Genomic DNA, 26841 nt, shown 5'->3' with positions numbered 1-26841 from the left:
TTAGTTGTGCTTTTGAAAATGGCGTTGCGCGGTCGCGCGGCGAAAGCCGCGCCCGGCTTAGCTGAGACGACGCAGCGCCATATCGTGATCGTCGAACACGTGGCATGCCTCGGCCGGCAGCGCGAGCTTGACCACTTCATCGTGCGTCAACGCGCTGTCGCCGGGCACCTTGGCGATCAATGTCGTCGCGCCGGGGCCCGTCTGCGCCGCGTGGATGTAGCTGTGCTCGCCCATGTGTTCGACGAGCTTCACGCGGCACGCCAGCGTCTGTTCGTTGCGCGCATCGCCGGCTACACGCAGATGCTCCGGCCGTACACCGAGCGTCACCTTCATGCCGGCGCGCGCACGCGCGCCGTCCACGCGCGCACGCACGCGCTCGCCGCTTTGCAGGTCGATGTCCACGCCGCCATCGTCGCCGCCCACCACCGTGCCCGCGAAGAAGTTCATCTTCGGCGAGCCGATGAAGCCCGCGACGAAGCGGCTCTTCGGATGGTGATACAGATCGAGTGGCGCCCCCACCTGCGCGACGCTGCCGTGGCGCTCCATGTGATCGCCGGCCTGCAGGAGCACGATGCGATCGGCCAGCGCCATGGCTTCGACCTGATCGTGCGTCACATACACGGCGCTCGCCTCGCTGAACTCGCGATGCAGACGCGCAATCTCGGTGCGCGTCTGCACGCGCAGCGCCGCATCGAGATTCGACAGCGGCTCGTCGAACAGGAACACGCCCGGCTCGCGCACGATCGCGCGCCCAATCGCCACGCGCTGGCGCTGGCCGCCGGAAAGCGCTGCGGGGCGGCGTTCGAGATAGCTATCGAGCTGCAGCGCCGCGGCGGCGCTGCGCACCTTCTTGTCGATGACGGCCTTGTCGATCTTCGCCTGACGCAGACCGAATGCCATGTTCTCGTACACGCTCATATGCGGATAGAGCGCGTAGTTCTGGAACACCATCGCGACCTTGCGCTTCGCGGGTTCGACCTCGTTCATCCGTTCGCCGTCGATGCGCAGTTCGCCGTCGGTGATCGATTCGAGTCCGGCGATCATGCGCAGCAGCGTGGACTTGCCGCAGCCCGACGGGCCGAGGAACACGCAGAACTCGTTCTTGCCGACTTCGAGGTTGGCGTCGCGGATCACGGCGTTGCCGTTCGCGTAGGCCTTCTGTACGTTATTGAGGGAAATGCTTGCCATATCGATTTATGCGAAGTTCGGTTAGCGGTGCGAATCAGACCTGAATCAGCCCTTCAGCGAGCCGGCCATCATCCCCTTGATCACGCGCTCCTGACCGAACGCGTAGGCGACGATCAACGGCAGCGACGTGAGCACGAGAACGGACAGCATCGAGGGTATGTTCGACGCGTATTGCCCCATGAAATCCCAGATCGCGAGGGGCAGCGTACGGTGCTCGGACGTCGACGTGAGCATGTACGCGAAGATGAACTCGTTCCAGAGACCAATGCCGTTGAAGATCGCCACCGTGGCGAGCCCCGGTCCCGAAAGCGGGAAGAAGATACGCCAGAAAATGCGGAACGGGCTGCAGCCGTCGAGCTGCGCGGCTTCTTCGAGCTCGCGCGGAATCTGCCGCATGAACTCGGTCAGGATGAAGATGGACACCGGCAGGCTGAGCGCCACATACGGGCCGAGCAGCGCGAACTGCGTGTCGTAGAGGCCGAGGTTGCGCGTGAGCAGATAGATCGGCACCAGTGTCGCATGCAGCGGCACGATCATGCCCGCGACCACGAGGCCGAAAAGCAGCTTGTTCAGCCTGAAGCGCATGCGTGCGAACACATAGGCCGCCATCGCGCTGATGACGACGATCAGCGCAACCGACACACCCACCGTGAACAGGCTGTTACGGAAATACGTGAAGAACGGCCCCTTCAGCACGGCCGCGTAATTGCCCCAGTAAATGTGGCTCGGCGGCGCCCACACTGAAGTCGTGAAGGTCTCTTCCTGGCTCTTGAAGCTCGACACCACCATGAAGATGAACGGCACCGTGGTGACGGCCAGCCAGATCAGCGCGAGGATCGGAATCGTCACGCGGGGAAAGCGAAATTTCTTGATCATGCTTCAGACCTCGGTTGCATAGCGGCGCGTGAAGTACATCGACACCGCCGCCACTGCGATGACGATCAGGAACATCGCCGAGCCGATGGTGCTGCCGTAGCCGAGCTGGAACGAACTGAACACCGTGCGATACATGTAGGTGGCCATCACCTCGGACGAGCCCTCGGGGCCGCCGCCGGTCATGACGAAGACGAGATCGAAGTAACGCAGCGAGCCGAGCACGGAAAGGATCACCGCCGTGCGCACCGTGCCTTGCAGGTGCGGCAGCTTGATGCGCCAGAAGATGGTCCACTCGGAAGCGCCGTCGAGCAGCGCCGCCTCGTTGACCTCGGCCGGCATCGACGAGAGGCCGGCGAGGAACAGAATCATGTAGAAAGGCGCGTTCTGCCAGATGATCACGGCGATGGTCGCGCCCAGCGAGAAGTGCGGGTCGCCCAGCCAGTCCTTCGCGAGGCCATCGAGCCCGAACGCCTGCAGCGCTACGTTCAGGGGTCCGAAGTTCGGATCGTAGATCTGCTTGAACAGCACGCCGATCGCCACGCTCGACATGAGCAGCGGCAGAAAATAGAGAACCTTGAGCACGCGCGAGCCACGGCCGGCCTTTTCCAGCAGCACGGCGAGCGCGAGCGCGACAGGAAGCTGAATGACGATCGAGGCGAGCGCGAGAATCACGTTGTTCTTGAGCGATTGCCAGAACACCGTGTCATGGGCGAGCCGCGCCCAGTTCGCGAGCCCCGTATAGCGGGCCGTATTGCCGAGACCATTCCAGTCGAGCAGCGACAGCCGCAAGCTGGAAACGAGCGGATAAAGCAGGAACACGGCCAGCAGCAGCAGCGCCGGCGCGAGGAACACGACCGTGACGAGCGTTTGCGAGGAGAGCTTCAGCCGGCGGTCGGGTGTAGCGGAAAGTGCAATATTCACGAGCTTTTCTGCCGGCCGGCGCCTTGCGGCGCCAGCCGGACTTTTCCTGAGTGCTGGAGATCAACCGCCCTTCTTCGAAGCGGCTTCCATTTGCTGCGCGGCCGCCTCAGGCGTCACCGACAGACCGAACAGCGCCTGCGTCGTGTCCTTGTGCAGTTCGCCCAACGCCGGCGGCAGAGCCTGGTCGTACCAGAGCTGCACGCTCGGCGCCGCCGCAAGCAGTTGCTGCAGACGCTGCGTGAACGGATCGCCGATCTTGACGTTGTTGACCGGCGGAAGCTTGTGGTCATCCGACGCGCGTGCCTGCATCGCCTGGTCGTCGGTCAGCGACTGGATCAGCTTGAATGCGGCTTCCGGCGTCTTGCACTCGGTCGAGATGCTCAGGAAGCCATCGCCCACCGTGCCGATCAGGTCGCGCGGGTCGCCCTTGCCGCCCGGCACGCTCGGGAACGGGAAGAAGTCGAGATCCTTCGAGAACGTCGGATTTTCGTTCGCGATCGTCGAAGCTTCCCAGGCGCCCATCAGCTCCATCGCGGCCTTGCCCGTATACAGCAGACGGCGCGACGCACCCGAGTCATAGTCGAGACCGTTGATGCCCGGCGCGAACGCGCCCGCCTTCACTAGCTCCTGAATGCGCTTGCCGGCTTCGATGAACGCCGGATCTTCAAAGCCCTTGCCCTTGCCTGCGATCGCGTCGCTCACCACTTGCGGACCGCCGATACGGTCGACGAGGTACATGTAGTACATCGAGCCCGTCCACTTGTTCTTGTTCGCAAGCGAGAACGCTGCCACGTTGTGCTGCTTCAGCACATCGACGACGTGCATCAGCTCATCCCACGTCTTGGGCGGCGTGATGCCGTACTTCTTGAAGACTTCCTTGTTGTAGAAGATCACCGCGGCCGCCGCGTTTTCGGCAGCGACACCGTAGGTCTTGCCGCCGAACGTCGTGACGCTCCACGACGACTGCATGAAGCGGTTGCGATACGCCGGGTCCTTGTTCAGGTACGGCGTGAGGTCGACGATCTGACCGGATTTCACATATTCCTGCAGGCCGCCGCCGCCCCAGTTCTCGAACACGCACGGCGGCTGGTTCGCGCCGAACGCCACCTTCAGCTTCGTCTTGTACGCCTCGTTCAGGACGTGCGAATTCTCGACCTTGTAGCCCGGATCGGTCTTCTCGAAGCGGTCCGAAGCGTCACGGATGATCTTGCTCGACGACGCATTGGTCTGCTGATCCCATACCGTGATGGTTTTCGATTCCGCCGCGACGGCGTTCGAAACGACTGCAGACAGTGAAAACAGCAGTGCCGTGGCGCCGACAATCGCCCGCGCCTTGGAGAAACCTGGGTACGCCATGTTTGTGTCCCCTCTTTAGGAATATTGAGAGCTACCTGAGTTATCTGCGGGTTTAACGTTAGCCTTAACGTTAGTGGATGTTAATCCGGGAGCTGAGCTACGGCTATGCGGGATTTTCCTGGTGAGCGCCCGTCCGAGCTTGCGCTCCGCGCAAGGTTGGTACGCGCGCCAACGGTTGAACAAGCCCGCATCTGCTAGAATAGCCGGCACATAAACGGTATCGCTAACGTGACGAGCGACCCATCCGCGGAGTAACCGCGAGTCACGAGCGAGTCTTCGCAGACATGACCTCTCGTAAGCCCACACCACGCATGGCAAGGCAAACTCCAACGCTTGAGCACGTCGCCAAGCTTGCCGGGGTGTCGCAGATGACCGCGTCGCGCGCGCTCAACGGACGCCCGGGCGTGTCGCGCGAAACGCGCGACGAAGTACTGAGAATCGCTTCGGACATCGGCTATGTCGTGAACCGCACCGCCCAGAAACTCTCCGGCGGGCGCAACGGCATCATCGGCATCATCACGCCCACGCTCGACACGCAGTTCTCCAGCGAGCTGGTGCTCGGCGCGGGCCGCGCGGCACGCGGCGCGGGCATGGAAATGCTCGTGTACACCGTGTTCGACGAAGACCGCCATACGCATCACGACCTGCTCGGGTTGATCCAGCAATTTTCCGACGGCATTCTCGCCATCCTGCCGCGCGAATCGCTCTGCCTCGAAGCCCTCGCCACGGCCAAAGTGCCGGTGGTGGTGGTCGATCAGCGCGGCACGCTCACGGGCTTTCCTTCGGTATCCGTCGACAATTACGGTGGCGCCTGTCTCGCGGTCGAGCATCTCGCGGAACTCGGCCACAAGCGCATTGCGTTTCTCGCCGGCGACGAAACCATCGAAGGCGTACGCGACCGCCAGCGCGGCTATCGCGACACGCTCGCCAAGCTCGGCCTGCCGCGTGAAGACGCGCTGGTCGCCGCCGGCGATCTCTCGCAAATGATGGCGTTCGACGTCACGTTCGACCTGCTCAATCTCCCCGATCCGCCCACCGCGATCTTCACGGCCAACGACCAGAGCGCGTTCGGCGTGATCGCCGCGGTCAGGGAAGCGGGCTTGCGCGTGCCCGACGACATCTCCGTGATCGGGTTCGACGACATTCCCATGTCCGAGCAGTTTCATCCTGCCCTCACTACGATTCGCCAGCCGTTCCAGCAAATGGCGCGTTCGGCGGTCAATACGCTGCTCGCGCAGATCGCCGGCATCGACGCCGCTTCGCAGCGCATCACGCTGCCTGCCGAGCTGGTGGTGCGCGACTCGACCGGACCGGTGCGAGCGCGCCACCGCCGCTCGCGTCACCAGATCGTTTCGACGTAAGTCGAGGCGCGCACCTTCGCATCGGAGGTCACGAGCGCGCCGCCGTGCGTGCGGGCGGTCGCGACGATCAGCCTCTGATGCGAGGTGAGCGCGGGCGGCAGCGTCGCCGCCCGGAACGCAATTTCGGAATCGACCGGAATCAGGCGCACGCCATCCAGCTTCAGAAACGTGGAGAGCCAGCTACGGGCATCCATGGAAAGCCCCAGGCTGCCCGCCTTCACGAACTCCGCGATTTCCAGCGCGCTGATGGCTGAAATGAGGATCTCGCCGCCGTCCAGTTCACGGTCGATCGCATCGTGCGCGGCCTGACTCAGCGCTTTCTGCCTGCCGAGCCAGCACACGAGCGCAAGCGTGTCGAGCGTGATCATTAGTCTTCCTGCTCGGCGGGAACCGGTGCAAGCGCGTGCTTGAGATTGAAATGCGTGATCGACGCGCGCAGCAGCTCGAGCGGATTCTCCGTCTTGCTGCGATACGGCCGGATTTCAATGGTGGGTTGTCCCCGATCCGTCACGACGACGGTTTCGCCCAGCGTTTCGACCTGGCGGAACAGCTCGCAGGCGCGGGACTTGAAAATGGCTTTGGATACTCGCTTTTCCATGACGCTCTCCACCCATCAAAATTCTATCGGATTTTTATTGCATCGGGTCGTTGCGCACGCAACGAAATTGCGCTTCGCACCCCAATGGCTCTTTATCGGCGTTGCCCAACCGTTTGCTACCTGAACTACGCCCTGCACCGGTATATCTCGCACCAACGGACTGCGGGTTTTTACCGGTAACATGTTTCGCCCGAATCCGCCCCGCGGCCCTTGCGCTTTCATATAATCGGTCTGTCTGATGAATGTCCGTCAAGCAGCCCGAGTTGTGATCGGGCGACCCGCGAGGCACGACAACAGGATGTGTTGCTTGCCGGCGGATATGCGCGAGTAGCGACGTACGCTTCGCTTGCCGATACGGACGCTGCCGCAGGAAAGCGGAGCGTTGAGGGAGGTGATTGCCCTTGCTGCAGACCGTCGATTAAGCAGAAACATAATAACGTTACCCTTAACGTTAATTCATGTTAAATGCCCGCTTCGGGCGCCGCCATGCGTGGTTTACCTGGGCTTGGCGAATTGACGCAGAGTCCGCGTAAACCCCGCCGGATCCCGGCCCAGCAAGGCATGAGCGCCCGGAAAGCTGGCCACAGGGTACTGCAAAAAAGTACCGTTCCGGCTAACGTTAAATGGGCGGTAAGAAAAGTCGTAACGCCGTTTCGCGACACTCATAATCATCCCTGCCCCCATATCGTCACACTCGCTGGTCCGGATCGTCCGGCGGCGGCTTCGACGAAGGCTCCGCGTCGAAATGGACGATGAACGCATGCAACGGCTCGCGCAATTTCTCCTGGCGGTTGCGTTGCGGCTCGCGTTCCCTGTCCGTCACGGCGCGCGTTTCGCCTGACGTCGCGGTCTGCCCGCTCCGCGCATTGGCAGCGGACGCGAAATCGTCCTTCGACCCTTTGTTCGTCATGGCACTCTTCCCCTACCCAAACCGGCACGTCAAACGACGGCTTGAACGTTCTCTCCCACCTGGGGGCGCTCTAACGCCACCGCGTCGCCCTTCGCATCGAACAGCGTGACCGCGGACGAGGCCACCTTGATGCCCACGCGCGCGCCCGGCTCGTATTGCGCGTCCTTCTTGTCGAGCTTGAGCGCGATGGCGTGCGCCATGCCGTCGAGGCGCGCGTGCAGGATCGACACATCACCCAGATGTTCGACCAGCTCCACGCGCGCGGCGATGCCTTCGTCCGCGAAGCCGATGCTCAGATGCTCGGCGCGCACGCCCAGGGTCAATTCGCCGTTGAGTGCGCGATCCGGACGGCCCGACAACGCGATGCGGTGGCTCGCACCCGCAAGCGCGAGGACGGTTTGCACGCCGTTTTGCGACACGACGGTGGCGGCGAGCATGTTCATTTGCGGCGAGCCGATAAAACCGCCGACAAAACGGTTCGCGGGCCGGTCGTACAGATCGAGCGGCGCGCCCGTCTGCTCGATGTTCCCCTTGTTGAACACCACGATCTGCTCGCCGAGCGTCATCGCCTCGACCTGATCGTGGGTGACGTAAATCATCGTCGTGCCGAGTTCGCGGTGCAGCTTCGCGAGTTCGATGCGCATCTGCACGCGCAGCGCCGCATCGAGATTCGACAGCGGTTCGTCGAACAGAAACACGCGCGGCTTGCGCACGATCGCGCGGCCAATCGCAACGCGCTGCCGCTGGCCGCCCGAGAGCGCCTTGGGCTTGCGCTCGAGCAGGTGTGTGATCTGCAGGATTTCGGCAGCGCGGCCCACGACCTCGCGCACTTCGCGCTTCGACTTGCCCGAGAGCTTCAGCGAAAAGCCCATGTTCTCCGCAACCGTCATATGCGGATAGAGCGCATAGCTCTGGAACACCATCGACACGCCGCGATCCACCGGCTGCAGATCGTTCACGCGTATGCCGTCGATCAGAATGTCGCCACCGCTCACTTCCTCGAGCCCGGCGATCATGCGCAGCATGGTCGACTTCCCGCAACCCGACGGCCCGACGAATACCGTGAACTGTCCGTCGGGAATATGAAGATCGATGCCCTGAATGATCTGCGGACCTTCGCCATACGTCTTCACGACGTTGCGCAATACGAGTTCGCCCATTGTTACGTCCTCCTTGGTGCTCTTGCTTGCCGTCCCGCGCGAGACAGGCGTGTTTGCCCTCTTCGCGCGGGTTACTGTGCTGTCTGTGTGCCCGCGTTAGCGTGCGGCCTCGGCCGCGGCATGCTCCGCGATCACCTCGCTATACCAGTGCGCGCTGTCCTTCAGCGTGCGCTTCTGGGTCTCGTAGTCGACGTACACCATGCCGAAGCGCTTGTCGTAACCGGACGCCCACTCGAAGTTGTCCAGCATGCTCCATGCGAAATAGCCGGCCACGTCCACGCCCTGTCGTGCGGCTTCGGACAGTGCAGCCAGGTGCAGATCGAGGAAGCGGATGCGGTCGGTATCCTGCACGCGGCCGTTTTCGAGCACGTCTTTCGACGCGCAGCCGTTCTCGGTGATGAAAATCGGCGGCAGCGTGTACTCGGCATTGAGTTTCGTGAGCAGTTCGGTCAGGCCTTCCGGATAGACTTCCCAGTCCATGTCCGTGAAGCCGTGCACGCCCGGCGGACGCTTGTTGCCCGAAGCGCTCGCGAAGATACGCGTGTAGTAGTTGATGCCGAGGAAGTCGAGCGGCGTGCCGATGATGTCGAAGTCGCCTTTGCGGATCACCTCTTGCGGGCCGTTCGCGCCATACCATTGCAGCGCTTCGGCCGGATATTCGCCATTGAAGATCGGGTCCATGTACCAGCGCACGAACTTCGCGTATTCGAGCGAAGCGGCAGCGAGGTCTTCAGGCGCGTCGGTCGCGCCGTGTGCCGGCGACTGGTTGAGCACGATGCCGAGCGGCGCCTTCACGCCGTCGGCGCGCATGGCCTGAACGGCCAGGCCGTGCGAAAGCAGGAGATGATGCGCCACGTGCGCCGCCTTCTTCAGATCGGCGTTGCCCGGCGCGAAGTAGCCCGTCGCGTTGCCGAGCCATGCGGTGCACCAGGGCTCGTTGTGCGTGGCGATCGAAGCCACGCGGTCGCCCAGCACGTTGCCGATCTTGCGCGCGTAGTCGGCGAAACGATACGCCGTATCGCGGCTTTCCCAGCCGTTCTGCGCCGTCTGCAATGCTTGCGGCAGGTCCCAGTGATACAGCGTCGCGAACGGCTGGATGCCGCGCTCGAGCAGGCCGTCGACCAGACGCTCGTAGAACGCGAGGCCCTTTTCGTTGTATGCGCCGCGACCATCCGGCTGCACGCGCGGCCACGCAATCGAAAAGCGATAGGCATTGACGCCCATTTGCACCATCAGATCGAGATCCTCTTCGAGGCGATGGTAGTGATCGCAGGCCACGTCGCCGCTCTCGCCTTTCACGACCTTGCCGGGCACGCGGCAGAACGTGTCCCAGATCGACTCGCCACGGCCGTCCTCACGGGCCGCGCCTTCGATCTGATACGAGCTGGTGGCCACGCCCCAGACGAAGTTTTCCTTGAATTGAAACGTCGACATAACGGTAGGTATCCTGATTAGTCGTGTCCGCTCTTGTGTGAGCGGGCATGAAATGAACGAAGCGAAACTCAGGCCTTGACGGCGCCGGTCGTCAAACCGTCGATCAAGCGCCGCGAGGTGAAAGCGAACAGCACCAGCAACGGCACCACGGCGACCGCCGAGCCCGCCATCACCGCGCCCCAGTCCGAATTGGTCGGGCTCTGCAAGATGCGCAGCGCGAGGGGCAGCGTGTACATCGAGGGCGAACGCAGCACCACGAGCGCCGAGAGAAAGTTGTTCCAGGCCTGAATGAAGCTGATGAGGCCGAGCGTGCCCAGTGCCGGCCCGAGCAGCGGCAGCACGATGCTCCAGTAGATGCGGAACTCGCCGCAGCCGTCGATGCGCGCCGCCTCGATCAGGTCGGACGGAATGGCCGAGGAGATGTACTGGCGCATGAGGAACACGCCGAGCGCGGCCGCCGCGCCGGGCACGTAGAGCGCACGCGGCTGATTGATCCAGCCGAGCAGGTTCATCGTCATGAAGGTCGGAATCATGCTGAGGAACGGCGGCACCAGCATGGCCGTGAGCGCAACGGCAAAGAGCGTCTTCTTGAAGCGGAACTCATACATCGCAAACGCGTAACCGGCCATCGAGGTGACGAGCAGCGTCAGCAAGGTCTGGATCGTGGCCGTGTAGAAGCTCCAGCCCAGATTGCGCCAGAACGGAATGTGACGCATGAGCGACGCCATGTTGTCGAGAAACGCATTGCCGAACCACAGCGGCGGCGGCATCGAGAAAATCTCGGAACTCGTGTGCGTGGCGAAAACGAACATGAACCAGAACGGCGAGAACATCAGCACCGCGCCCGCCAGCACGACGGCGTAGCCCGTATAGCGCGCCTTGTTTTTCGACAGTTTCATCGCTGTGCCTCTTCTTTCATGCCGCTGCGGTGGAAAATGCGCGTGTTGAGCCACATCAGCGCGGAAATCGTGATAAAGAGCAGCCACGCAATCGAACTAGCCGTGCCGAAGTCGCCGTCGTGGAATGCCGTGCGATACATGTAGACCGCCGTGGTCAGGCCGGACTGGCTCGTGCCCATGCCTTCGTTCGGGAGCAGGATGAACGGCTCTTCGAACAGTTGCAGCCCACCGATGATCGAAAGCGTGACGGCGAAGAAGATCATCGGTTTGAGAAGCGGAATCGTGATGCGCGTGAACTGTTGCCAGCCATTGGCACCGTCGATGCGTGCCGCCTCGTAAATGTCCTTCGGAATGGTTTGCAGCGCGGACAGATAAAGCACCGTATTCCAGCCCACGTAGCGCCAGAAGACGACAACCGAAACCGCCGGCTTCACGTTCGCGGGGTTGTACAGCCACTCGATCGGTTTCGAAGGCACGATCCAGTGCAGCCCCGGAATCTTGCCGATTTCGGCAATGGCGAGGTTGATCATGCCGAAGTCGGTCGAATACAGCGACGAGAAGATCAGCGCGATCGCCACGCTCGACGTGATGAAGGGCAGGAAATACAGCCCGACCACGAAATTGCGCCAGCGGCGAAACGCGGTTTGCAGAAAGAACGCCAGCGGCAGCGCAATGAGGTGCTGCGGCACGCCGGACATGACCGCCATCGAAGCCGTGTTGTAGAGCGATTTCCAGTACCACGGGTCCGTCAGCGTGAAAGTGAAGTTCGACAGACCCACCCACTTCATGCTCGCCAGACCCGCTGTCGCGTCCCAGCTCTGGAACGAGAGATACAGCGAAAACAGCAGCGGAAAGGCCAGGAACACGGCGAACAACAGGAAAAACGGCGCGAGAAACAGGTACGGCGCGATCTTGACCGGATTGAGCCGCGGTTTGCCACGAGCGTGGGCGAGCGTATCGCGCACGAGCCCTTCCCGGGAGACTTGTTCAGTTGTGGGCAGAGGAGAGTTCATCAATAGTTCCGTCCATTCGGGCGTGGCCGGCCGGGGCGACCGGCCACGCTGTTGCAGCGGGCTTCAAAGCGCGGCGATGCATGCCGCGCCGTTTCATCAGAACCGCTTAACGGCGGATCCGATGCGTGATCTCAGCCTGTGCTTCCTGCAGCGCCTGGTGGATGTCCTCGTTGCTGTCGACCACCTTGTCGAGCGCCGAGTGGACCGCCTCTTCGGCAACCTGGTCATACTTGCTGCGCTGGATCGCCGGGATATGCGAGGCCGCATCGCGCCAGATCAGGCGAGCCTTCTCGTTGCCGAGGAACGCAACGGGCTGCGCGAAGAAGTCGTCGTGCTGCGCCGAAAGCAGCGCCGGGAAGGCGTCGATCGAGCGGAACGAAGCGAGCTGCTCGTCCGGACGCGTCGTCAGGAACTTGATGAATTCCCACGACAGCTGCTTTTGCGAGGCCTTCACCGGAATCGACCAGAACGTGCCGCCGAACGATGCATAAGCACCGCCGGGCAGATTCGTCGCGCGCCACAGGCCCTTCGTATCGGGTGCGATCCACGACGAGAGGTGGCCGCCGAGCCATGCGCCCATCATTTGCGTGGCGACCGTGCCCCGCTTGAAGCTTTCGGCCCATTCGTTCGACCACGGCGTGATCTTCGCGTCGAGACCGAGATCGCGCGCCTTCTTCGCCAGCTCGAATGCCTTCACGAAGCGCGGCGACGTCACGACCGGATTGCCGGCCTTGTCGAAGTACACGCCATCGCCTTCTTTCAGGTCGGCGCGAATATAGATGTCTTCGATATCGCGCGACGACGCCATCAGGTACGCGCCGGTCGCCTTCTTGATCTTCTGCCCGGCCGCCAGATACGACTCCCACGACTTGGTCAGGTCGGCTTCGGTCACGCCTGCCTTGTCGAGAATGTCCTTGCGGTAGAACAGCGTGCCCGGGCCGATATCGCCCGGCATGCCGACGATCTGGCCCTCCTGGGTCGTGGCCTGCGCGAACGTGTAGTTGATGAACTGGCTCTTGTACTGACCTGCGTCATAGGGCGGCTTCGCCAGGTTCTCGAGACCGCCGCCCGCTGCGAAACGGCCAATGAAGCCGACTTCGACCGCCATCACGTCGGGCAGGTCCGAGCTCGTTGCGAGCGCGGTGGTCATGGCGTTGTGGTGATCGGCGATCGCCAGCGACGACACCTTGATGTCGACGTCCGGATGGAGCTTCTTCCACGCGGGAATCGCGTCCTTGATTTCCTGGTCGAGCTTCGGAAACACCGCGACGGTCAGCGTGGTGTTGGCATGCGCAGCCACGGTAGCCAGGCTGAGCAAAACGGCAGCGGCAGTGCCTGAAAAACGGAAATTCATTACATGTCTCCTGGTGATACGTTTGTGAGTGACGTTCAATTGCTCCCCTGCTGCTACGAACTACTTCCCCTGTTGTATTCATTCGCAACGCCTGACTCCCTGCTTGCAGCGCTCATCTGTTTGAAAGCGCTTTCACCGCAAGACCAAAAAAACGGCCGAAGTGGACGCGGACCTTATGCACCTTTGTCTACCGGGCTAAGCGACGGCCCGATGCGACGCGTCGTCTCGCGCGTCACCAGCGTGAGCGGAATGGGGCTCAGCGCGATGGGCTGCTTGCGGATCATCTGCACGATGCCTTGCGCGGCGAGACGGCCGATTTCATAGGTCGGCTGGCGCACTGTCGTCAGAGGCGGCGTCATGTACGAAGAAGTCGGCAGATCGTCGAAGCCGACCAGCGACACATCCTCGGGCACGCGCACGCCGCGGCGGAACATCGCGAGACGCGCGCCGTACGCGGTCTGGTCGTTCGCGCAGAACACCGCGCTCAACGACGGCCGGCGCACCAGCAGCCGCTCCATGGCCGCGAGGCCGCCTGTTTCGAGGTAATCGCCCTGCTCGACCAGATCGGCGTCGAAGCCGATTCCCGCGTCTTCCAGTGCGATGCGGTAACCGTCGAGACGCTCGATCGCGTCTTCGTGACTGCTCGGGCCGGCAATGAACGCGATCTCGCGGTGGCCCTGCTCGATCAGATGGCGGGTCGCGTCGCGTGCGCCCTGCAGGTTGTCGATCGGCAGGCCCGCGAGCGCCGTGCCGTTTTGCACCGAGCGCCCCAGCACCAGCATGGGCGCGTAGCGCGAGTATTCGGTAAGCGTCGGCTCGTCGAGTTGGGCATGCAACAGAATGATGCCGTCCACGCGGCGCGCGATGAACTCTTCGAGGCGTGCCTTTTCGTCGACGACATTCCAGCGGCTGCTCACGAAGATCGGCGTGAAGCCCGGCTCGGAAAGCGCCTCTTCAATACCGCGCAGCCACTCGGCGTAAAACGGGCTCGACACGGCTTGTGTCAGGACGCCGATGGTTTCGGTGCGGCCGCTCGCAAGACTGCGCGCCAGCACGTTCGGACGATAGTTGAACCGCGCGATCGCCTCTTCCACCGCGCGCTGCTTTTCGGGGAGAACACGCGCGGTGCCGTTCAGGATGCGCGACACCGTGCTCGGAGACACGCCGGCAGCGCGCGCAATTTCTTCCAGCGTCACGTTGGGACCCGGAGTGGGTCCGCTCTGGACACTGGGCGCGCCGGGTGCTTCGTTGGTGCCATCGGTCATGAGTTCCGCCTGAACATTTTCATGAAAGCGCTTTCAGACACTGAAAAAAGCGTTTCCAGATACGAATTCGAAGTGACTAAAAAACTCGGAAAAAGCAGCCGGTGCGACCAGGGTGGAGGAGAGATCGCACCGGCCTCTCTATGAAAGAGAATTAAGCAGTACCTAACACAAAGAGATCACAACAACTACAGGTCAAACGAAGTCAAATCAGAACATGTGCATGATGCCCGCGAACACGCCGGTCTGGCTGTGGCCGTAGTTCGGGTTGTCGTTCGACGACGTGCCCGTCGCCGCGTCGAAGTTGTTGTTGCCGTACGAACCGTTGCCGAGGTTGATGTTCGACGTCGAGCTGTTGTGCACGTAGCCGGCTTCCGCGTACAGGAACGTGCGCTTCGACAGGTTGTACGTCGTGCCGAGCGTGAACAGCGTGGCGTTGCCGTTGCCGTTGTTCGCGTTCGCATGGAACACCGCAGCCGTGATCGCCGACGCGTCGTTCACCTGCCAGCCAGCGCCGATCCACTCGTGGTCCACCGCCGTCGGTGCGCGTACGCCAGCCGGCTGCGACGCGTCGGTCACGCCCACGCTTGCGTTGGTGGCGCTCGGTGCGCTCAAGTGCTGGTAGCCCGCGTAGATCTTCACCGGACCGATCACATACGTGCCGCCAGCGAGAATCGAGCGCGAAGCCGAATACACGTTGTTGAACGAACCGTCCGCGCCGCGGACTTCGTCATAGATCACGCGGAAATCGCCGCTGCCCCACGTATAGATGCCTTCAATCGCGTTCGTACGGCCCTGGCCCGTCGGCACGCCTTGTGCGTTGACCGGCGCCGAGTTCCAGCTCGTGTTGTTGGTCAGCGAATACTGGCCCTTGAACACGAGACCGCCGAACAGCGTGGGCGAATCATATTCCGCGCCGTTGCTCGTGCTCGCCCAGTTGCGGCCGCGCACCAGCGTCGAGATCGCGTAACGCTGCATCAACTGCGGGTCCGCGCCCCAGCTGTCCTGCGAAAGTTCGCCGGCGCCGAGATTACCCATCTTGAACAGACCGAAGCGGTCGTTGCTGAAGCCCACCGTGGCGTGACGCCCGAACAGGTTGCCCGCCGAAGCGCCCGTCATCGTATTGAGCTGGCCTTCCAGCTGGAACACCGCCTTCGTGCCGCCGCCCAGATCTTCCGAGCCCAGCAGGCCGAACCAGGAGCAACCCCAGTCGCCGCTCTGTGCCGAGAACCTGCTACCGCCCGGCAGACCGGTTTCATACTGCACGCCGTTGTCGATACGGCCATACAGGGTGACGCTGCTCTGCGCGTGCGCCATCGTCGTCGCAGCAGCCATCACCGACAATGCAATAAGCTTCTTGTTCATTAGATATCCTATATATATTTTGGCGTCTCCAAACCGCGCAGGTCGCGTGCGCTCTACACGTTCCCTACCAGGCTGCCTCACTGAAATGTTCCGAATCACATTTCGAGGCGATTATAGGGACGCGCCTGCCCCGTGTATCGAACCGGCAGTCCAGGGAAAACGATGTTACCGATAACAGTTGCGCGCCGCGCGGCCCCGGAGTAGACCCCTGCTTTGTGACCATTCCGTTATGGTCACAAAGCTCGCAACTCCGTTTGCGGTCGTGCGGGAAAATATGCGCAGCGAGGGAAATACACCGAACAGCCGTGCTACTTCGGCCAAATCGCGCTTGACAGCGCTTTCAAAAGCGACGCTCTGACGTTGTGAAGTTGCAACGACAACACGGAAATTTTTTGCCCGTTGTGTCCGCAGCGTTGCAGTTCTGCTGAGAGCGCTGTCACCAGCAGGCCTCGGCAATAGCGACTATGATCAAGGTATACCCTGCCGGGCAACGAGTTGAGATTCTCCGGTAAGCACACTCAGCGCGGGACGTCGAATCAATCCCGCGGGCTTTCCGGCTTCAGACCATCGCGCCACGCAATTCCCCGCGCCTCGACTCCCGCTGTTCCCCGCCACGTCGCGCGCGCGACGTCCCGTCCGAACGCAATGCACCAGCACGCACCAGCGCAACTTTCGCCGGGCGATGGCGTTGCCGTTCCATGCCCGGCTGGCTGAACCCCCGACGCGTCCTTGCGGTGACCATTGCACCGCGCACTGCGCGGGCTGGTTTGCCCTCTGACTTCCGCGGCCCTGCGTTGAAGAAGGAACGGAAGACTTGCTGCCGGCTGTCACCGGCATTTTTGCCACACTGCAAGGAGGTATCGTGAAAGCCATCATCACTTCCACGCTCGCATTGCTGATTTCCAGCGCCATGGTGCCGGCCGTTCAGGCTCAAACCGACTCGGGTGCAAGCAACCCGCAACTCGCGCACAACGTCCGGGTCGCTTTTGCGCGCAATGGCGTCAACACTTCTCATATATTTGTCTTTGCTCGAGGAGGCACCGTCACGCTGCTCGGATGGGTAGACGCGCACGAACAGGTCGCGCTCGCCGAGCGCAGCGCGGCTTCGGTCGAAGGCGTGCAATCGGTGGACAGTTGGCTTGCGCGTGGACGCTGAGGTCAATGAGATCGAATGAATCGCGGCGCGCGGACGGCGCCTGTATTGTCCGCGCGCCGTGCTTTATTTATCGATCGCGCCGCGCAATGAGATGTCTGATCCGTTTGATCCAGCCGCCGCGCCCATAGTCGGTCTGCTGCAGAAACACGGCAATCACGATGATCAGTCCTTTGAGGACCAGTTGGGTATTGCTGTCGATATCGTTGAGCAACAGGATGTTGCCGAGGAAGCCGAATATGAGCACGCCCGCCACCGTGCCCGATATCCGCCCAACGCCGCCGGCAAGACTCGTCCCGCCAATCACAACGGCGGCAATCGCGTCGAGTTCCCAGCCGGACCCGGCATCGGCCTTACCCTGGCGGTACTGCGCCGCATAGAGCACGCCAACCAGCGCTGAGAGCAGGCCGGAAATGGCGTAGGCCATCAGCTTGTAGCGGTTGACATCGAGCCCTGAAACCACGGCGCATTTCTCGTTGCCGCCTATCGCGTACAGATATTTGCCGAACACCGTGCGATTCATCACGAAACTGAACACGAGCGCGATCACGAGAAAGAAAAGCGCAGGCACGGGAATCAGATTGAACAGCAGCGCGCGCAGATTCTCGATTTCGGCGGTCGCGTTCGTTCCGCTGTAAATCGAATAGACGGCGGTGTCCTGCCCGGCGATCAGCCGCGCAGCGCCGAGCACGCCGACCATCGCCGCGAGCGTGACGATGAACGGCTGCATGCGCCCGCGCGTGATGATCCAGCCGTTGATGCTGCCCACCGTGAAGCCCGCGAGCGGCACGATCCAGAGCACGCCTGCGAGCGGCATGCGGTGCGCCGCGTGCAACGCGATATACAGGCACGCCAGCGCCGCGCACAGCAGCGCAATGCCGCCGCGCACCGCGCGTGCGGCGCCCGCATGCGCGCCATGCGAACGTTGCGGCCTGCGCCATGCACCGAGCACGATGAACGCGATCGAGAACACGGCAATCGCGTTGAGCACGAGTGAAGCGTCAGTCGCCCGGTTCCATCCCTCCGTGGTCAGCAGCATGGCGGTCAGCACGCTGCCCAGTCCCATGATCGCGCCGACGGAAAGATCGATGCCCGCGGTGATGATCACGAGCGTCATGCCGATCGACATCACGCCGACGTTGGCGACCTCGCGAAACACGTCGGAGATATTGGCGCTGGAGAGAAAGATGTTGCTGCCATCGGTCGAGTGAGGCGAGGTGAATGCGCCCACCACGAGCAGCAGGATCAGCCCCAGGTAGTACTTCAGGTGCGTCATGAGCGTGCTGAGTTGACGCCTGCGCGTTGGCGCGTCCGGCTCGGCGACATGGTCCTGCACATGCAGCATGGTCAGTCTCCAGTCAGTATCGATTCAAGGCGAAGCGAGATTGATCAGCAGGTCGCCGGAAAAATCGCTGCGCGGCACGATCTGTTTCGTACGCCCTTCGCACAGCACGAGAATGCGGTCGCACAGCAAGGTCAATTCGTCGATTTCCGAGCTGGCGATCAGCACCGTCACGCCCGAGCGCGCCGCGTCGAGTATCTGGCGGTAAATCTCCGCTTTGGCGGCGACGTCCACGCCGCGCGTCGGTTCGTCGAGCAGCAGGATGCGCGGCTTCGTCATCAGCCATTTGCCGATGATGAGCTTTTGCTGATTGCCGCCCGACAGGCTATTGGCGCTTTGCGCGAGACTGCGATGCTTGACCCGCGAGGCTCGCGCCTGTTCGGCGGCCCAGCCGCACAGCCTGCGCCGCCGGTAGAACGGAAAGCCGGGCACGCGCGGCAACGACGGCAGCACGAAGTTCGCTTCGAGCGACTGATCGAGCACGAGGCCGTCCTTCTTGCGGTCTTCGGTCACGAAGGCGAGGCCCGATTCCGCGGCTTCATTTGGAGACCTGAATGACCGGTTCTGCCCCGCAATCGCGATGACACCCTCCTGCCGGTAGGCCGAGATCCCGTAGATGGCTTCGAGCACTTCGGTCTTGCCTGCGCCGAGCAGGCCAGAGAGGCCGAACACTTCGCCCTCGCGCACCGCAAACGACACGTCGCGCACCATCGCGCGCGCCGGCCCCCACAGCGAGAGATTGCGCACTTCCACACTCGTGCTGCGAGCGCGCGGCGCCTCGTCCGCACCGCGCTCGGGCGGCGCGAAGTCCTTGCCGATCATCATCGAGACGAGCGCCGTCGAGGACTCCACCTGCGCGACCGGCAGCGTCGAGATGCGCCGGCCGTCGCGCAGCACGGTCACGCGGTCGGCCACGGCGAAGACTTCGCCCAGCCGGTGGCTGATCAGCACGATGCCCATGCCGCGTTCGCGCAGTTGCCGCGTGAGCGTGAGGAGCGCGTGGGTCTCCGCATCGGAGAGCGCCGAGGTCGGCTCGTCCATGATCAGCACCCGGGCTTCGGCCACCAGCGACTTGGCAATTTCCACCAGTTGCTTTTCGCCCACCCGCAGCGCGCCGACCAGCGCGTCGGGACTCGCGCGAAAGCCCAGTTGTCCAAGCACGCTGCGCGCGGCCGTGCGCATGGCGCGCCGGTCAGGAAAGCCCCAGCGCGTGCGCGGCTCCTTGCCGAGGAATATGTTGTCGACTGCGGACAGCGTATCGACGAGGTTCAACTCCTGATGAATCACCGCGATCCCGGCATCGATCGCGTCGTTGACGCTCGCGAGGCGCGTGGGCACGCCCCGCACCCGTATCGTGCCGCTGTCGGGCGTATAGAGGCCGCCCAGCATCTTCATCAGGCTCGATTTGCCCGCGCCGTTCTCGCCAACGAGCGCATGCACCTCCCCCGCCACGACATCGAAGTCGACGCTCGATAACACGGCGCTGCCGTTGAAGGAAATCGACAGGCCTGCCGCCTCGATGAGCGGCGCGGTGGCAGTGGCATTCATTCAGGAGTGGCTAGCAATATACGCCTTGGCGTTGTCCGCAAAAATTCCCTGGGTCGGCAACGTGACCTTCTTCGGGATCTTTTCGCCATGCAGCAGCTTGAGCGCCTGGCGTATGCCTTCGGCGCCGGGCGTGGGGTACATGAACGTGCCGGCGAGCAGGCCTTGCGAGACCCAGGTCGCGCCCTCCTGCGGCAACCCGTCGATGCCCACGAACTTGATGCTTTTGTCGCGCCCCGCGTCCTTGGCCGCGAGATAGGCGCCGTAGGCCATGGGATCGTTGTGCCCATAGACCACATCGATTTTCGGATTCACGCGCAACACCGTCTTCATGTACTCGTACGCCTTGTCCTGCTTCCAGTCGCAGTCCACGCGTTCGCCCACGAGCTTGATGCCCGACTCCTTGCCGATCACGCTCGCCGCGCCGTCGTGGCGGTCGTGCGCCGGCTGCGCGCCGAAGCCGCCCCAGACCTCGACGAGATTGCCCTGCGCGTGACCCGGACCGCCCATCAGCTTGACGATGAATGCGCCGGCTTCGCGGCCGATCTGCACGTTGTCGCCGCCGATGAACTGCGTATAGGATTCGCCGTTCACCTCGCGGTCGAGCACGAACACGGGAATGCCTGCCTTATAGGCCTTTTCCACCACGCCGGTCAGCCCCGCCGACTCCTTGGGCGAAATGAAGATCGCATCCATCTTCTGGGCAATGAAATTCTCCATGTCGGCATTCTGCTTGTCGGTGCGGTCGCCGGCGTCGGCAATGATCAGATCGACCTCGGGATGCTTCGCGGCCTCGGCTTTCATGTCCTTGTTGAACTGCACGCGCCAGGGCTCGACCGTGGTCACCTGCGAGAAGCCGAAGCGGTATTTCTTCTGCTGCCCGAACGCGGGCGTGCTGAGCGTCCCGAGTAGACCCGCTGCGCCGGCGAGCGGCACGGCGACCAGACCCGCAATCAGAATGCGTCGTTGACTGTCCATTGCCCTGTCTCCTTTGTTGTCTGAACCGGGCGGCGCGTGCGGCCGGCCTCGGGTGCTGCGAAAAATAAAACGTTATAGCGGCGGCGCGGCAGAGGCACGCGCCGCTTCGCCCCATTCGTCATACCGCACCGGGCCCGTGCTGTCGCGCACGCGCAAGTCGGCACGCATGCGCAAGTGCACGATCTCCGCGTTCTCGCCCAGCAACTGCTTGTGCAGGAGATGCCAGATGCCGCGGGCAATCGCCTCGGCGGGCTGACGAATCGAACTGATGCCGGGACGCAGCACCGACATCCACGGCGCGTCGTCGAAGGAAAGCAGCGAGATGTCGTCCGGCAGTTGCAGGCCCGCGTCGCGGATCGCCCGCAGCGCACCGAGCGTCGCGACGTTCGCGCCCGTGAAGAGCGCCGTGGGGCGCTCGCGCGCGGCGAGCACGCCGAGCGTCGTCGCGTGGCTTTCGGTATCGCTCATGCCGCATACCACGACGTTGGCGTGCTGCGCCAGCCCGGCGCGCTGCATCGCGTCCTGGTAGCCCTGGGCACGCTCGCGGCTGTTCACGAGGTCGAGCGCATTGACGATGAACGTGATGCGGCGGTGGCCGAGCGCGATCAGATGCGCGGTGCCGTCCATCGCCGCGCGATGACTGTCGGTCGTGACCGTGTTGGCGGGAAAGCTGTTGTCCACGCGGTCGGCCATCACGAGCGGCACGTCGCATTCGCGCAGTTCGCTGATCGCGTGCTCGTAGCCGTGGCAGGGAATGATGATCATGCCCGCCACCTGGCGCGAGAGGACGAAGCGGATGCGCTCCGCTTCGCGCTCCGGGTCCTCCTGGGCGTGCGCCAGGATGAGCCGGTAACCGGATTCGAGTGCATGGTCTTCGAGCGCGCAGACCAGTTCGATGAAGAACGAATTGGTCAGGTCGGGCACGACAAAACCAATCGACGTGGAGCGGCAACTGCGCAGTTCGGCGGCCAGGCTGTTGCGCCGGTAGCCGAGCTTGCGGGCCGCTTCCCAGACCTGGCGCTGGCGCGCTTCGCTCACGTTTGCGGCTCCCGCGAGCACTTTGGACGCCGTGCCCAGCGAGACTCCCGCTGCGTTCGCGACGTCCTTGAGTGTACTGGCACTTTTCTTGCGGTCGTCCATACTGGTCTGTCCGCCCGAGGTGACGCGCTTGAGGTTATCCGCCCGAACTGAAACGTTTCATAGAGTAGGAAATGGATTTTCAGGCTTCAAGGGAGGGTTTTTCCGGGTCGCCGCAGAAAGGGAGGACTAGCGGTAGTTCACGAAGTTGATGATGTCGTTTAGGAACCACGGAAGAATCAGTTGCGTGTCGGGATCGCTGACGCCCACGGTTAGCCTCGGTGGCTTCGAGGCGGGCGCGCCGGGGTGCGCGCCATCGGGCGTATGCAGCATGTAGCTGTTGGTGTCGGCGGCGGGCGGCGGCGACGGCGAAGCACAGCCGGCAACGAGTAAGGCGAGGAACGCTGCGCAGCACAAGCGCTTCATGATCGGCAATCTCCAGCCATGTGATCTCGAGAAGCCCAAGCGTACCATCGGACCCGCCGCAATCGCGCGCACGCGTGCGCTCACCTTGCGAGCCCGGCAGCCAATTCATAGCCGGATTGAGTTCGGTGAGAACCAGAATATTTGTCGCACGCCATCCCACTGCTTTATGCAAAAGCCAATCAATCAAATGCGGCCGCGACTTGCAATCTTCGGCGTCGTTTTGACCTCCATTGATACGTATCAACGGGAACAACGCTTATTACCCTATCGACCTACGCGATCGAATGAGCACGAGATATTCTCTGCCGACTCATTCAGGCCACTACGGGAAACGTCTTCCATGAGAATCAATCGCATCGTTTTTATTCCCGCCGCAATGGTGATTGCGGGAACAGCACTTCCGGTCCTTGCGCAGCAAACCGTCGTGTACCCGTCGAAAGGCCAAAGCGCCCAGCAGCAAAGTTCCGATGAAGGTGCCTGCTATGCGTGGGCAAAACAGAAAACCGGCGTTGACCCTGCGGTCGTGGCAAACGCTGCACCGCAAGCTCAGGCGTCGAATGGCCAACGCGTCCGGGGCGCCGCCGGAGGCGCGGCCATTGGCGCCGCCGCGGGTGCGATCGGTGGCGATGCCGGCCACGGCGCGGCCATCGGCGCCGTGGCCGGCACGGTTGCCGGGGGCGTAGCGCACCGGCGCCAGGGGCGCGCCGCGGCGGCGCAGAACGCGCAGATGGAATCGTCGCAACAGCAGGCGCTCGCTAACTATCGCCAGGCGTGGGAGGCTTGCATGCAGGGCCGGGGCTACTCGCTGCGCTAGGTCCGGACGATATCGAAGAGACGCGCTTAGCGGAAGCCGTAAACGAGAACCTTCTTCCCCTCGAATTGTTCCTGCACACCTTGATCGCAATTCGGCGGGCACGTCGTGCCGTCGGCGGTGGGACCGGACGCGGGCGAATACGCTTTATAGACAACGGATTCGATGAGCGTCCCGTCGTCGGAAACAACGATCTGCAGGTCGGTCTCGACACCGGCCAGCACCGGCCCGCCGCTGCCATAAACCTGTTTCATGATGCCCGTGCAATCGGAATTCACGGTGTAGGTGCCGCTCTGGTACGGGTTGAAGGCAGTCTGCCCGCCTTTCGGCAAGCCGTTGATCATGCCGAAGTCGGTACGGGTGAATTTACCCGCGCCGTCGAACGTCACGATGGCGACATCATCGAGTGTCGACGGTGAGGCAAATGGGTGCAGCTTGTTGTTGCTATCCAGCAGGCCAAGAATTTCTCCATGCCCGTGAAATCCGTAAGCTCCCCTCAATGTTGCGTTCGAGCAAAGGCCACCGTCGGCGTGTGCGACGCCACTGAGCGAGAGCAGTGCAAAGGCTGTTGCCGACAACATTCTTGAATGCTTGATCTTCATGGTCATCTCCTTGTCACCATAGCAGGCGTCTGGCTTCATAACGCGCAGTGAGCCATAAGCAGTCGTAGAGGGAGGCCCCGGCTCGCGCCGGTGAGCGCTCCGCTTCCTAAGCCTATGGAACCGCGCACGCTTGCGCCTCCATCATTTGATGGAGAGAGCGGGTCAGCAGGAGATTTCGGGTGCAGAAAATTCGATGGGAAAGGCGTTACGGCTTCACGGCTTGAGGCATTACGACGGAAACGGCGTCGAGCGCGAAACTGGCCGGGGCGCCTGCCCCCGCCGCCAGCACGCCCACGACGCCGATCACTGCAGCGCGACAGACCGGCATCCTCATTGGCCCTGTTTCTGCAGATACTGCCGCACGTCGCTCATCGACACCCTCCCTGTATGTGCCGTGTCGATCTGATCGAAATGTTGCGCGATATACCCGAGCCCGCTGCTCTGCGCCTGCGCCTTCGTGATCGAAGCGCCGTTGCTCAACGCGGAAGTCGCGCCGAGGCGTGCTTCCACCCTCTGCTGCGCTTGCTGCTGCAATTGCGTTCCGGTGGAGGGTGTAAGCGGTGCTGGACGGTTCGACGGGAAGAATGGGCCATCCACGCCGTGGCCGCCCTTCGGCAGCTGAACCGGCGCCACCGCTTGCGTTGCCGCCTGCGCATGGCCTGTCGTGACCGCAGCCATCGCGCAAAGCATGAGCGGAGCAACGCACCACAGCTTTTTGAATGTAGACATGATCGCTCGCCTTCAATGAGTGAGGAGCGGGCCTCAATCGACTATCGATGATCGACGCTCGACGAAGCCCGCGGCCTGTGACGTTATTGGCCCGCTGCCGCGACTGCCGTGGAAGTCGGCGTACCCGCGGGACTCTCGTCGGGCCACGGCTGCGGAAGCGTCCAGAGCGAAAGCGCCAATGGGATGGGTTGACCACCATAGTAGCTCACGAGATCGGCCTTCATCTTCGGGCGCGCCACGTCGTCCAGATAAATCATGTGTCCGCCCTGGAAGAAGTTGACCTGCAGGTTCGGGCTCAATCCCGCCACCGTTTGCAGACGCGCGAGCTGCTTCTCCGTATTGAAGAACGGCGTGGCGAGATCGTGATAGCCGTTCTCCGCGAGCACCTTCAATTGCGGATTGAGCTGGATCGCGCCGAGCAGGTCGGGCAGCGTATCGGGCAGCGGCTGGCCGTCGTGCGAGAAGTCCCAGACCTCGATGATGTTGTCGTTCAGCGGCATGTACGTCGCATTCGGCGCCGTGTAGCCGAGATAATCCGGCATCTGCGTGGCGAGTGCGGTCGTGAACGGCTGCGAGATGAGAATGTCCGACGGGTCGCCGTCGCTCTGCAAACGCGGATCCGAATTCGGCAACGATACGCGCCCGTCGTAACGACCGATCGTCGTGCCCGGGATCAGTTCGTTATTGAACGGATTCACGTTGAAGTAGCCATTGAGTGCCTGCAATGTGAGGCTCGAAGGCCAGCGCCAAGAATCCAGCGTTTTCTCGGGCGGAAAGACCGGCTTGCCCAGCGCGTCGGGAATGCCGAGTTGACTCAGCACCCACGATTGCGCGTACTTGCGGAAATGCTTGTACTGGCCCGTCGCGAAGATCTCCGACTGCAACGCGAAGAGGCCCTGATCGATCAATGGCGGCGAAACCAGATTGAAATAGGCGGCCACCTCCGCATAGCCGGGGTAATAACCCGCAAGTGTATCGGTATCGAGCACCAGGCCCGCCGTCGAATCCGTAATGGCCGTCGCCTCGATCGCATCGGCAAAGTAGTTCAGGATGGACGACTGCAGCACGATGCCGGTCAACGGCACGCCCGCCGCTTCGAGCGCGAGCGCAAGCATGTCGGTGCGCGGCGTGCCATACGATTCGCCGTAGAGATAGATCGGCGAGCTGCTGCGGTTATTCACGGCCAGATAGCGCTTGATGAAATCGCGCATCACGTTCACATCGGGATCGCAGCCCCAGAACTTCTGGTTCGTGTTCGGTAGAATGGCCTCCGAAAGCCCCGTGCCCGGCGGGTCGATGAACACCATGTCCGTCGTATCGATCAGGCTCTCGGCGTTGTTGACGAGCGGAAAGTTCGGCCAGTTGGTAAGCAGCGGATCGGGCGTGGCGACACGCGTTGGCGCAAACGAGCCGAGACGCAGCCAGATCGACGACGAACCGGGGCCGCCGTTATAGATGAACGTCACCGGCCGCGGCGAGCCGTTCGTGGCCGGCGCGGTATAGGCGACATACGACATCGTCGCCTCCGGATTGCCGTTTGCGTCCGAAGCGGTCAGATGGCCGGTGGTCGTCGTGTAGTTGATCGTCGTCTTGCCCGAGGTCCACTGGTAATGCATGATCGCGGCTTTTTCAGCAACCTGCGACGCGGCAAGGCCATCGGTAGCGTTCGGCGAGTAGGCGATCGGGTCCGTATAGGGCTGGTTTGCGTTTGGCGAGTTCGACGTTTGCGCGGCTGCTTTCTCGCTTGCCGAAACCTGGTTCATTGCGCTTGCGGCAGACGTGGACGGGCTATCGCCACCGCCGCAACCCGCCAGCATCAGCACGCCGATGGCGATTGCGCCTGCATGGCGCAGCTGGCACCAACTGCGGCTCGAGCCCACGCGGGATTTACTGTCCGGATGCATTGTTATACCCCTTCGAATGATGACGTCACACTACGCGGGGGCCGCGTTCGCCGGCAAAAATTCCTTGAATAAAGGCATCAAACTTCAACTGCAATTACCGGCAGGAAGCGGCTGACATTTAACTTTCCATTCCTGACAAAGTCGATTCAACTTAAGCGTTATTTATTTACTATGGATTGCTAAATAATCCATAGCGCATCGGGCGAAACCATTGAGTTTCTCTGACGGGATTGCGCTGGAAATATTTGGTAATGAAACGTGGCAGAGGAAAAATAGGAGGCGCCGCAGTACTTTGTCAAGGGCTAGTTTCAGAACCTATGCGCGCTGATTCGTTGCGCACGCAGCAATTGCGTCGAGCATGAAACAGCCGCGTGCATGCGGGTCGGCAATGCGGGATCTCGTTGCAACGCGACCGCGAGCGAAGGGCGAATGCATGCTCGACAATGCCCCACGGGTTATCTGAACGATTGCAATCCGTGGCTTGCGTGCGCCGGCCGACACACCCAATTGGGGTCACCCTTCCCGCTCGGTGCGTGACGGTTATCCCGTCCGCTCATTTAGCTACTCTTATAAATAA

The 26841-nt window shown here is 62.4% G+C and carries 25 protein-coding genes; 3 read left to right on the top strand and 22 right to left on the bottom strand.

Annotated elements, in window-relative coordinates:
- Positions 1 to 57: 57 nt before the first annotated feature.
- Genes AB4Y42_RS17210 through AB4Y42_RS17195 form a run of 4 tightly spaced genes read right to left on the bottom strand, consistent with a single transcriptional unit; the run spans position 58 to position 4341 of the window.
- Positions 58 to 1188 (bottom strand): ABC transporter ATP-binding protein, encoded by a 1131-nt coding sequence (locus AB4Y42_RS17210; RefSeq protein ID WP_368694811.1) that lies wholly within the window; start codon positions 1186 to 1188, stop codon positions 58 to 60.
- Between the two features lie 45 nt (positions 1189 to 1233).
- Positions 1234 to 2064 carry a carbohydrate ABC transporter permease gene (locus AB4Y42_RS17205; RefSeq protein ID WP_368687979.1) on the bottom strand — a complete coding sequence of 277 codons (831 nt, stop codon included), beginning with the start codon at positions 2062 to 2064 and terminating at the stop codon, positions 1234 to 1236.
- Positions 2065 to 2067: 3 nt separating this feature from the next.
- Positions 2068 to 2985, bottom strand: coding sequence for a carbohydrate ABC transporter permease (locus AB4Y42_RS17200; protein WP_368694810.1), 918 nt, complete (start codon positions 2983 to 2985; stop codon positions 2068 to 2070).
- A 60-nt stretch (positions 2986 to 3045) separates the two neighbouring features.
- The gene (locus AB4Y42_RS17195) at positions 3046 to 4341 is read right to left on the bottom strand and encodes an extracellular solute-binding protein (protein ID WP_368694809.1); all 1296 of its coding nucleotides are present in this window, start codon (positions 4339 to 4341) and stop codon (positions 3046 to 3048) included.
- Positions 4342 to 4625: 284 nt separating this feature from the next.
- Here AB4Y42_RS17195 and AB4Y42_RS17190 point away from each other — a divergent pair, with 284 nt between their 5' ends.
- Entirely contained in the window at positions 4626 to 5702 is a 1077-nt protein-coding gene (locus tag AB4Y42_RS17190) for a LacI family DNA-binding transcriptional regulator (RefSeq protein WP_368603224.1), read from the top strand.
- Here the strand turns inward: AB4Y42_RS17190 and AB4Y42_RS17185 are convergent.
- From AB4Y42_RS17185 to AB4Y42_RS17140, 10 genes are all read right to left on the bottom strand, one after another.
- Positions 5681 to 6070, bottom strand: coding sequence for a type II toxin-antitoxin system VapC family toxin (locus AB4Y42_RS17185; RefSeq protein ID WP_201695153.1), 390 nt, complete (start codon positions 6068 to 6070; stop codon positions 5681 to 5683). The two genes, AB4Y42_RS17190 and AB4Y42_RS17185, sit on opposite strands and share 22 nt — an antisense overlap.
- Entirely contained in the window at positions 6070 to 6300 is a 231-nt protein-coding gene (locus AB4Y42_RS17180) for a type II toxin-antitoxin system Phd/YefM family antitoxin (RefSeq protein WP_368687981.1), read from the bottom strand. Before AB4Y42_RS17180 ends, AB4Y42_RS17185 begins: the two co-directional genes overlap by 1 nt.
- A gap of 688 nt (positions 6301 to 6988) precedes the next feature.
- Positions 6989 to 7210, bottom strand: coding sequence for a hypothetical protein (locus AB4Y42_RS17175; RefSeq protein ID WP_368687982.1), 222 nt, complete (start codon positions 7208 to 7210; stop codon positions 6989 to 6991).
- Positions 7211 to 7239: 29 nt separating this feature from the next.
- Positions 7240 to 8370: an ABC transporter ATP-binding protein gene (locus AB4Y42_RS17170; protein ID WP_368694808.1), complete on the bottom strand. Its 1131-nt coding sequence runs from the start codon at positions 8368 to 8370 to the stop codon at positions 7240 to 7242.
- 96 nt (positions 8371 to 8466) lie between these two features.
- Positions 8467 to 9804, bottom strand: coding sequence for a GH1 family beta-glucosidase (locus AB4Y42_RS17165; RefSeq protein WP_368694807.1), 1338 nt, complete (start codon positions 9802 to 9804; stop codon positions 8467 to 8469).
- A gap of 68 nt (positions 9805 to 9872) precedes the next feature.
- Entirely contained in the window at positions 9873 to 10703 is an 831-nt protein-coding gene (locus AB4Y42_RS17160) for a carbohydrate ABC transporter permease (RefSeq protein ID WP_368687985.1), read from the bottom strand.
- Positions 10700 to 11716: a carbohydrate ABC transporter permease gene (locus AB4Y42_RS17155; protein WP_368687986.1), complete on the bottom strand. Its 1017-nt coding sequence runs from the start codon at positions 11714 to 11716 to the stop codon at positions 10700 to 10702. The genes AB4Y42_RS17160 and AB4Y42_RS17155 overlap by 4 nt, the downstream gene beginning before the upstream one ends.
- A 106-nt stretch (positions 11717 to 11822) precedes the next feature.
- On the bottom strand, positions 11823 to 13070 hold the full coding sequence (locus AB4Y42_RS17150; protein WP_368694806.1) for an ABC transporter substrate-binding protein: 1248 nt from the start codon (positions 13068 to 13070) through the stop codon (positions 11823 to 11825).
- Between the two features lie 173 nt (positions 13071 to 13243).
- Positions 13244 to 14335, bottom strand: coding sequence for a LacI family DNA-binding transcriptional regulator (locus AB4Y42_RS17145; protein WP_368687988.1), 1092 nt, complete (start codon positions 14333 to 14335; stop codon positions 13244 to 13246).
- Between the two features lie 207 nt (positions 14336 to 14542).
- Entirely contained in the window at positions 14543 to 15697 is a 1155-nt protein-coding gene (locus AB4Y42_RS17140) for a porin (RefSeq protein WP_368687989.1), read from the bottom strand.
- Between the two features lie 814 nt (positions 15698 to 16511).
- Here AB4Y42_RS17140 and AB4Y42_RS17135 point away from each other — a divergent pair.
- Positions 16512 to 16853 carry a BON domain-containing protein gene (locus AB4Y42_RS17135; protein ID WP_368694805.1) on the top strand — a complete coding sequence of 114 codons (342 nt, stop codon included), beginning with the start codon at positions 16512 to 16514 and terminating at the stop codon, positions 16851 to 16853.
- A 67-nt stretch (positions 16854 to 16920) separates the two neighbouring features.
- Here AB4Y42_RS17135 and AB4Y42_RS17130 read toward each other — a convergent pair whose 3' ends face one another.
- The 5 genes from AB4Y42_RS17130 to AB4Y42_RS17110 form a co-directional block, all read right to left on the bottom strand.
- Positions 16921 to 18195: an ABC transporter permease gene (locus AB4Y42_RS17130; protein WP_368687991.1), complete on the bottom strand. Its 1275-nt coding sequence runs from the start codon at positions 18193 to 18195 to the stop codon at positions 16921 to 16923.
- Between the two features lie 24 nt (positions 18196 to 18219).
- Positions 18220 to 19740 carry a sugar ABC transporter ATP-binding protein gene (locus AB4Y42_RS17125; protein ID WP_368694804.1) on the bottom strand — a complete coding sequence of 507 codons (1521 nt, stop codon included), beginning with the start codon at positions 19738 to 19740 and terminating at the stop codon, positions 18220 to 18222.
- Positions 19741 to 20715, bottom strand: coding sequence for a substrate-binding domain-containing protein (locus AB4Y42_RS17120; protein ID WP_342921775.1), 975 nt, complete (start codon positions 20713 to 20715; stop codon positions 19741 to 19743).
- 72 nt (positions 20716 to 20787) lie between these two features.
- Positions 20788 to 21855 (bottom strand): LacI family DNA-binding transcriptional regulator, encoded by a 1068-nt coding sequence (locus tag AB4Y42_RS17115; protein ID WP_368687993.1) that lies wholly within the window; start codon positions 21853 to 21855, stop codon positions 20788 to 20790.
- 126 nt (positions 21856 to 21981) lie between these two features.
- A complete protein-coding gene (locus AB4Y42_RS17110; protein ID WP_368687994.1) occupies positions 21982 to 22218 on the bottom strand; it encodes a hypothetical protein in 237 nt (78 codons plus the stop codon).
- A gap of 376 nt (positions 22219 to 22594) precedes the next feature.
- Between AB4Y42_RS17110 and AB4Y42_RS17105 the strand changes: the two genes are divergently transcribed.
- Positions 22595 to 23032 carry a YMGG-like glycine zipper-containing protein gene (locus AB4Y42_RS17105; protein WP_368694950.1) on the top strand — a complete coding sequence of 146 codons (438 nt, stop codon included), beginning with the start codon at positions 22595 to 22597 and terminating at the stop codon, positions 23030 to 23032.
- Between the two features lie 26 nt (positions 23033 to 23058).
- On the opposite strand, the gene AB4Y42_RS17100 is transcribed toward AB4Y42_RS17105, so the two are convergent.
- The 3 genes from AB4Y42_RS17100 to AB4Y42_RS17090 form a co-directional block, all read right to left on the bottom strand.
- Positions 23059 to 23631, bottom strand: coding sequence for a hypothetical protein (locus AB4Y42_RS17100; RefSeq protein ID WP_368687995.1), 573 nt, complete (start codon positions 23629 to 23631; stop codon positions 23059 to 23061).
- 330 nt (positions 23632 to 23961) lie between these two features.
- The gene (locus AB4Y42_RS17095; protein ID WP_368687996.1) at positions 23962 to 24360 is read right to left on the bottom strand and encodes a 2-oxoglutarate dehydrogenase; all 399 of its coding nucleotides are present in this window, start codon (positions 24358 to 24360) and stop codon (positions 23962 to 23964) included.
- 83 nt (positions 24361 to 24443) lie between these two features.
- Positions 24444 to 26264 carry a peptidase S10 gene (locus AB4Y42_RS17090; RefSeq protein WP_368694803.1) on the bottom strand — a complete coding sequence of 607 codons (1821 nt, stop codon included), beginning with the start codon at positions 26262 to 26264 and terminating at the stop codon, positions 24444 to 24446.
- Positions 26265 to 26841: the final 577 nt, after the last annotated feature.

The sequence above is a fragment of the Paraburkholderia sp. EG286B genome (assembly GCF_040965655.1).
Classification (GTDB): Bacteria; Pseudomonadota; Gammaproteobacteria; order Burkholderiales; family Burkholderiaceae; genus Paraburkholderia.
This window is presented reverse-complemented; position numbering and strand designations above follow the sequence as displayed.

Excerpts from the sequence above, each read along its gene's own strand:
- AB4Y42_RS17180 (WP_368687981.1), bottom strand. The coding sequence starts at position 6,300 with ATGGAAAAGCGAGTATCCAAAGCCATTTTCAAGTCCCGCGCCTGCGAG.
- AB4Y42_RS17105 (WP_368694950.1), top strand. The coding sequence starts at position 22,595 with ATGGTGATTGCGGGAACAGCACTTCCGGTCCTTGCGCAGCAAACCGTC.
- AB4Y42_RS17100 (WP_368687995.1), bottom strand. The coding sequence starts at position 23,631 with ATGAAGATCAAGCATTCAAGAATGTTGTCGGCAACAGCCTTTGCACTG.
- AB4Y42_RS17165 (WP_368694807.1), bottom strand. The coding sequence starts at position 9,804 with ATGTCGACGTTTCAATTCAAGGAAAACTTCGTCTGGGGCGTGGCCACC.
- AB4Y42_RS17125 (WP_368694804.1), bottom strand. The coding sequence starts at position 19,740 with ATGAATGCCACTGCCACCGCGCCGCTCATCGAGGCGGCAGGCCTGTCG.
- AB4Y42_RS17145 (WP_368687988.1), bottom strand. The coding sequence starts at position 14,335 with ATGACCGATGGCACCAACGAAGCACCCGGCGCGCCCAGTGTCCAGAGC.
- AB4Y42_RS17210 (WP_368694811.1), bottom strand. The coding sequence starts at position 1,188 with ATGGCAAGCATTTCCCTCAATAACGTACAGAAGGCCTACGCGAACGGC.
- AB4Y42_RS17090 (WP_368694803.1), bottom strand. The coding sequence starts at position 26,264 with ATGCATCCGGACAGTAAATCCCGCGTGGGCTCGAGCCGCAGTTGGTGC.
- AB4Y42_RS17130 (WP_368687991.1), bottom strand. The coding sequence starts at position 18,195 with ATGCTGCATGTGCAGGACCATGTCGCCGAGCCGGACGCGCCAACGCGC.
- AB4Y42_RS17110 (WP_368687994.1), bottom strand. The coding sequence starts at position 22,218 with ATGAAGCGCTTGTGCTGCGCAGCGTTCCTCGCCTTACTCGTTGCCGGC.
- AB4Y42_RS17175 (WP_368687982.1), bottom strand. The coding sequence starts at position 7,210 with ATGACGAACAAAGGGTCGAAGGACGATTTCGCGTCCGCTGCCAATGCG.
- AB4Y42_RS17160 (WP_368687985.1), bottom strand. The coding sequence starts at position 10,703 with ATGAAACTGTCGAAAAACAAGGCGCGCTATACGGGCTACGCCGTCGTG.
- AB4Y42_RS17205 (WP_368687979.1), bottom strand. The coding sequence starts at position 2,064 with ATGATCAAGAAATTTCGCTTTCCCCGCGTGACGATTCCGATCCTCGCG.
- AB4Y42_RS17195 (WP_368694809.1), bottom strand. The coding sequence starts at position 4,341 with ATGGCGTACCCAGGTTTCTCCAAGGCGCGGGCGATTGTCGGCGCCACG.
- AB4Y42_RS17120 (WP_342921775.1), bottom strand. The coding sequence starts at position 20,715 with ATGGACAGTCAACGACGCATTCTGATTGCGGGTCTGGTCGCCGTGCCG.
- AB4Y42_RS17190 (WP_368603224.1), top strand. The coding sequence starts at position 4,626 with ATGACCTCTCGTAAGCCCACACCACGCATGGCAAGGCAAACTCCAACG.
- AB4Y42_RS17155 (WP_368687986.1), bottom strand. The coding sequence starts at position 11,716 with ATGAACTCTCCTCTGCCCACAACTGAACAAGTCTCCCGGGAAGGGCTC.
- AB4Y42_RS17150 (WP_368694806.1), bottom strand. The coding sequence starts at position 13,070 with ATGAATTTCCGTTTTTCAGGCACTGCCGCTGCCGTTTTGCTCAGCCTG.
- AB4Y42_RS17170 (WP_368694808.1), bottom strand. The coding sequence starts at position 8,370 with ATGGGCGAACTCGTATTGCGCAACGTCGTGAAGACGTATGGCGAAGGT.
- AB4Y42_RS17185 (WP_201695153.1), bottom strand. The coding sequence starts at position 6,070 with ATGATCACGCTCGACACGCTTGCGCTCGTGTGCTGGCTCGGCAGGCAG.
- AB4Y42_RS17095 (WP_368687996.1), bottom strand. The coding sequence starts at position 24,360 with ATGTCTACATTCAAAAAGCTGTGGTGCGTTGCTCCGCTCATGCTTTGC.
- AB4Y42_RS17115 (WP_368687993.1), bottom strand. The coding sequence starts at position 21,855 with ATGGACGACCGCAAGAAAAGTGCCAGTACACTCAAGGACGTCGCGAAC.
- AB4Y42_RS17140 (WP_368687989.1), bottom strand. The coding sequence starts at position 15,697 with ATGAACAAGAAGCTTATTGCATTGTCGGTGATGGCTGCTGCGACGACG.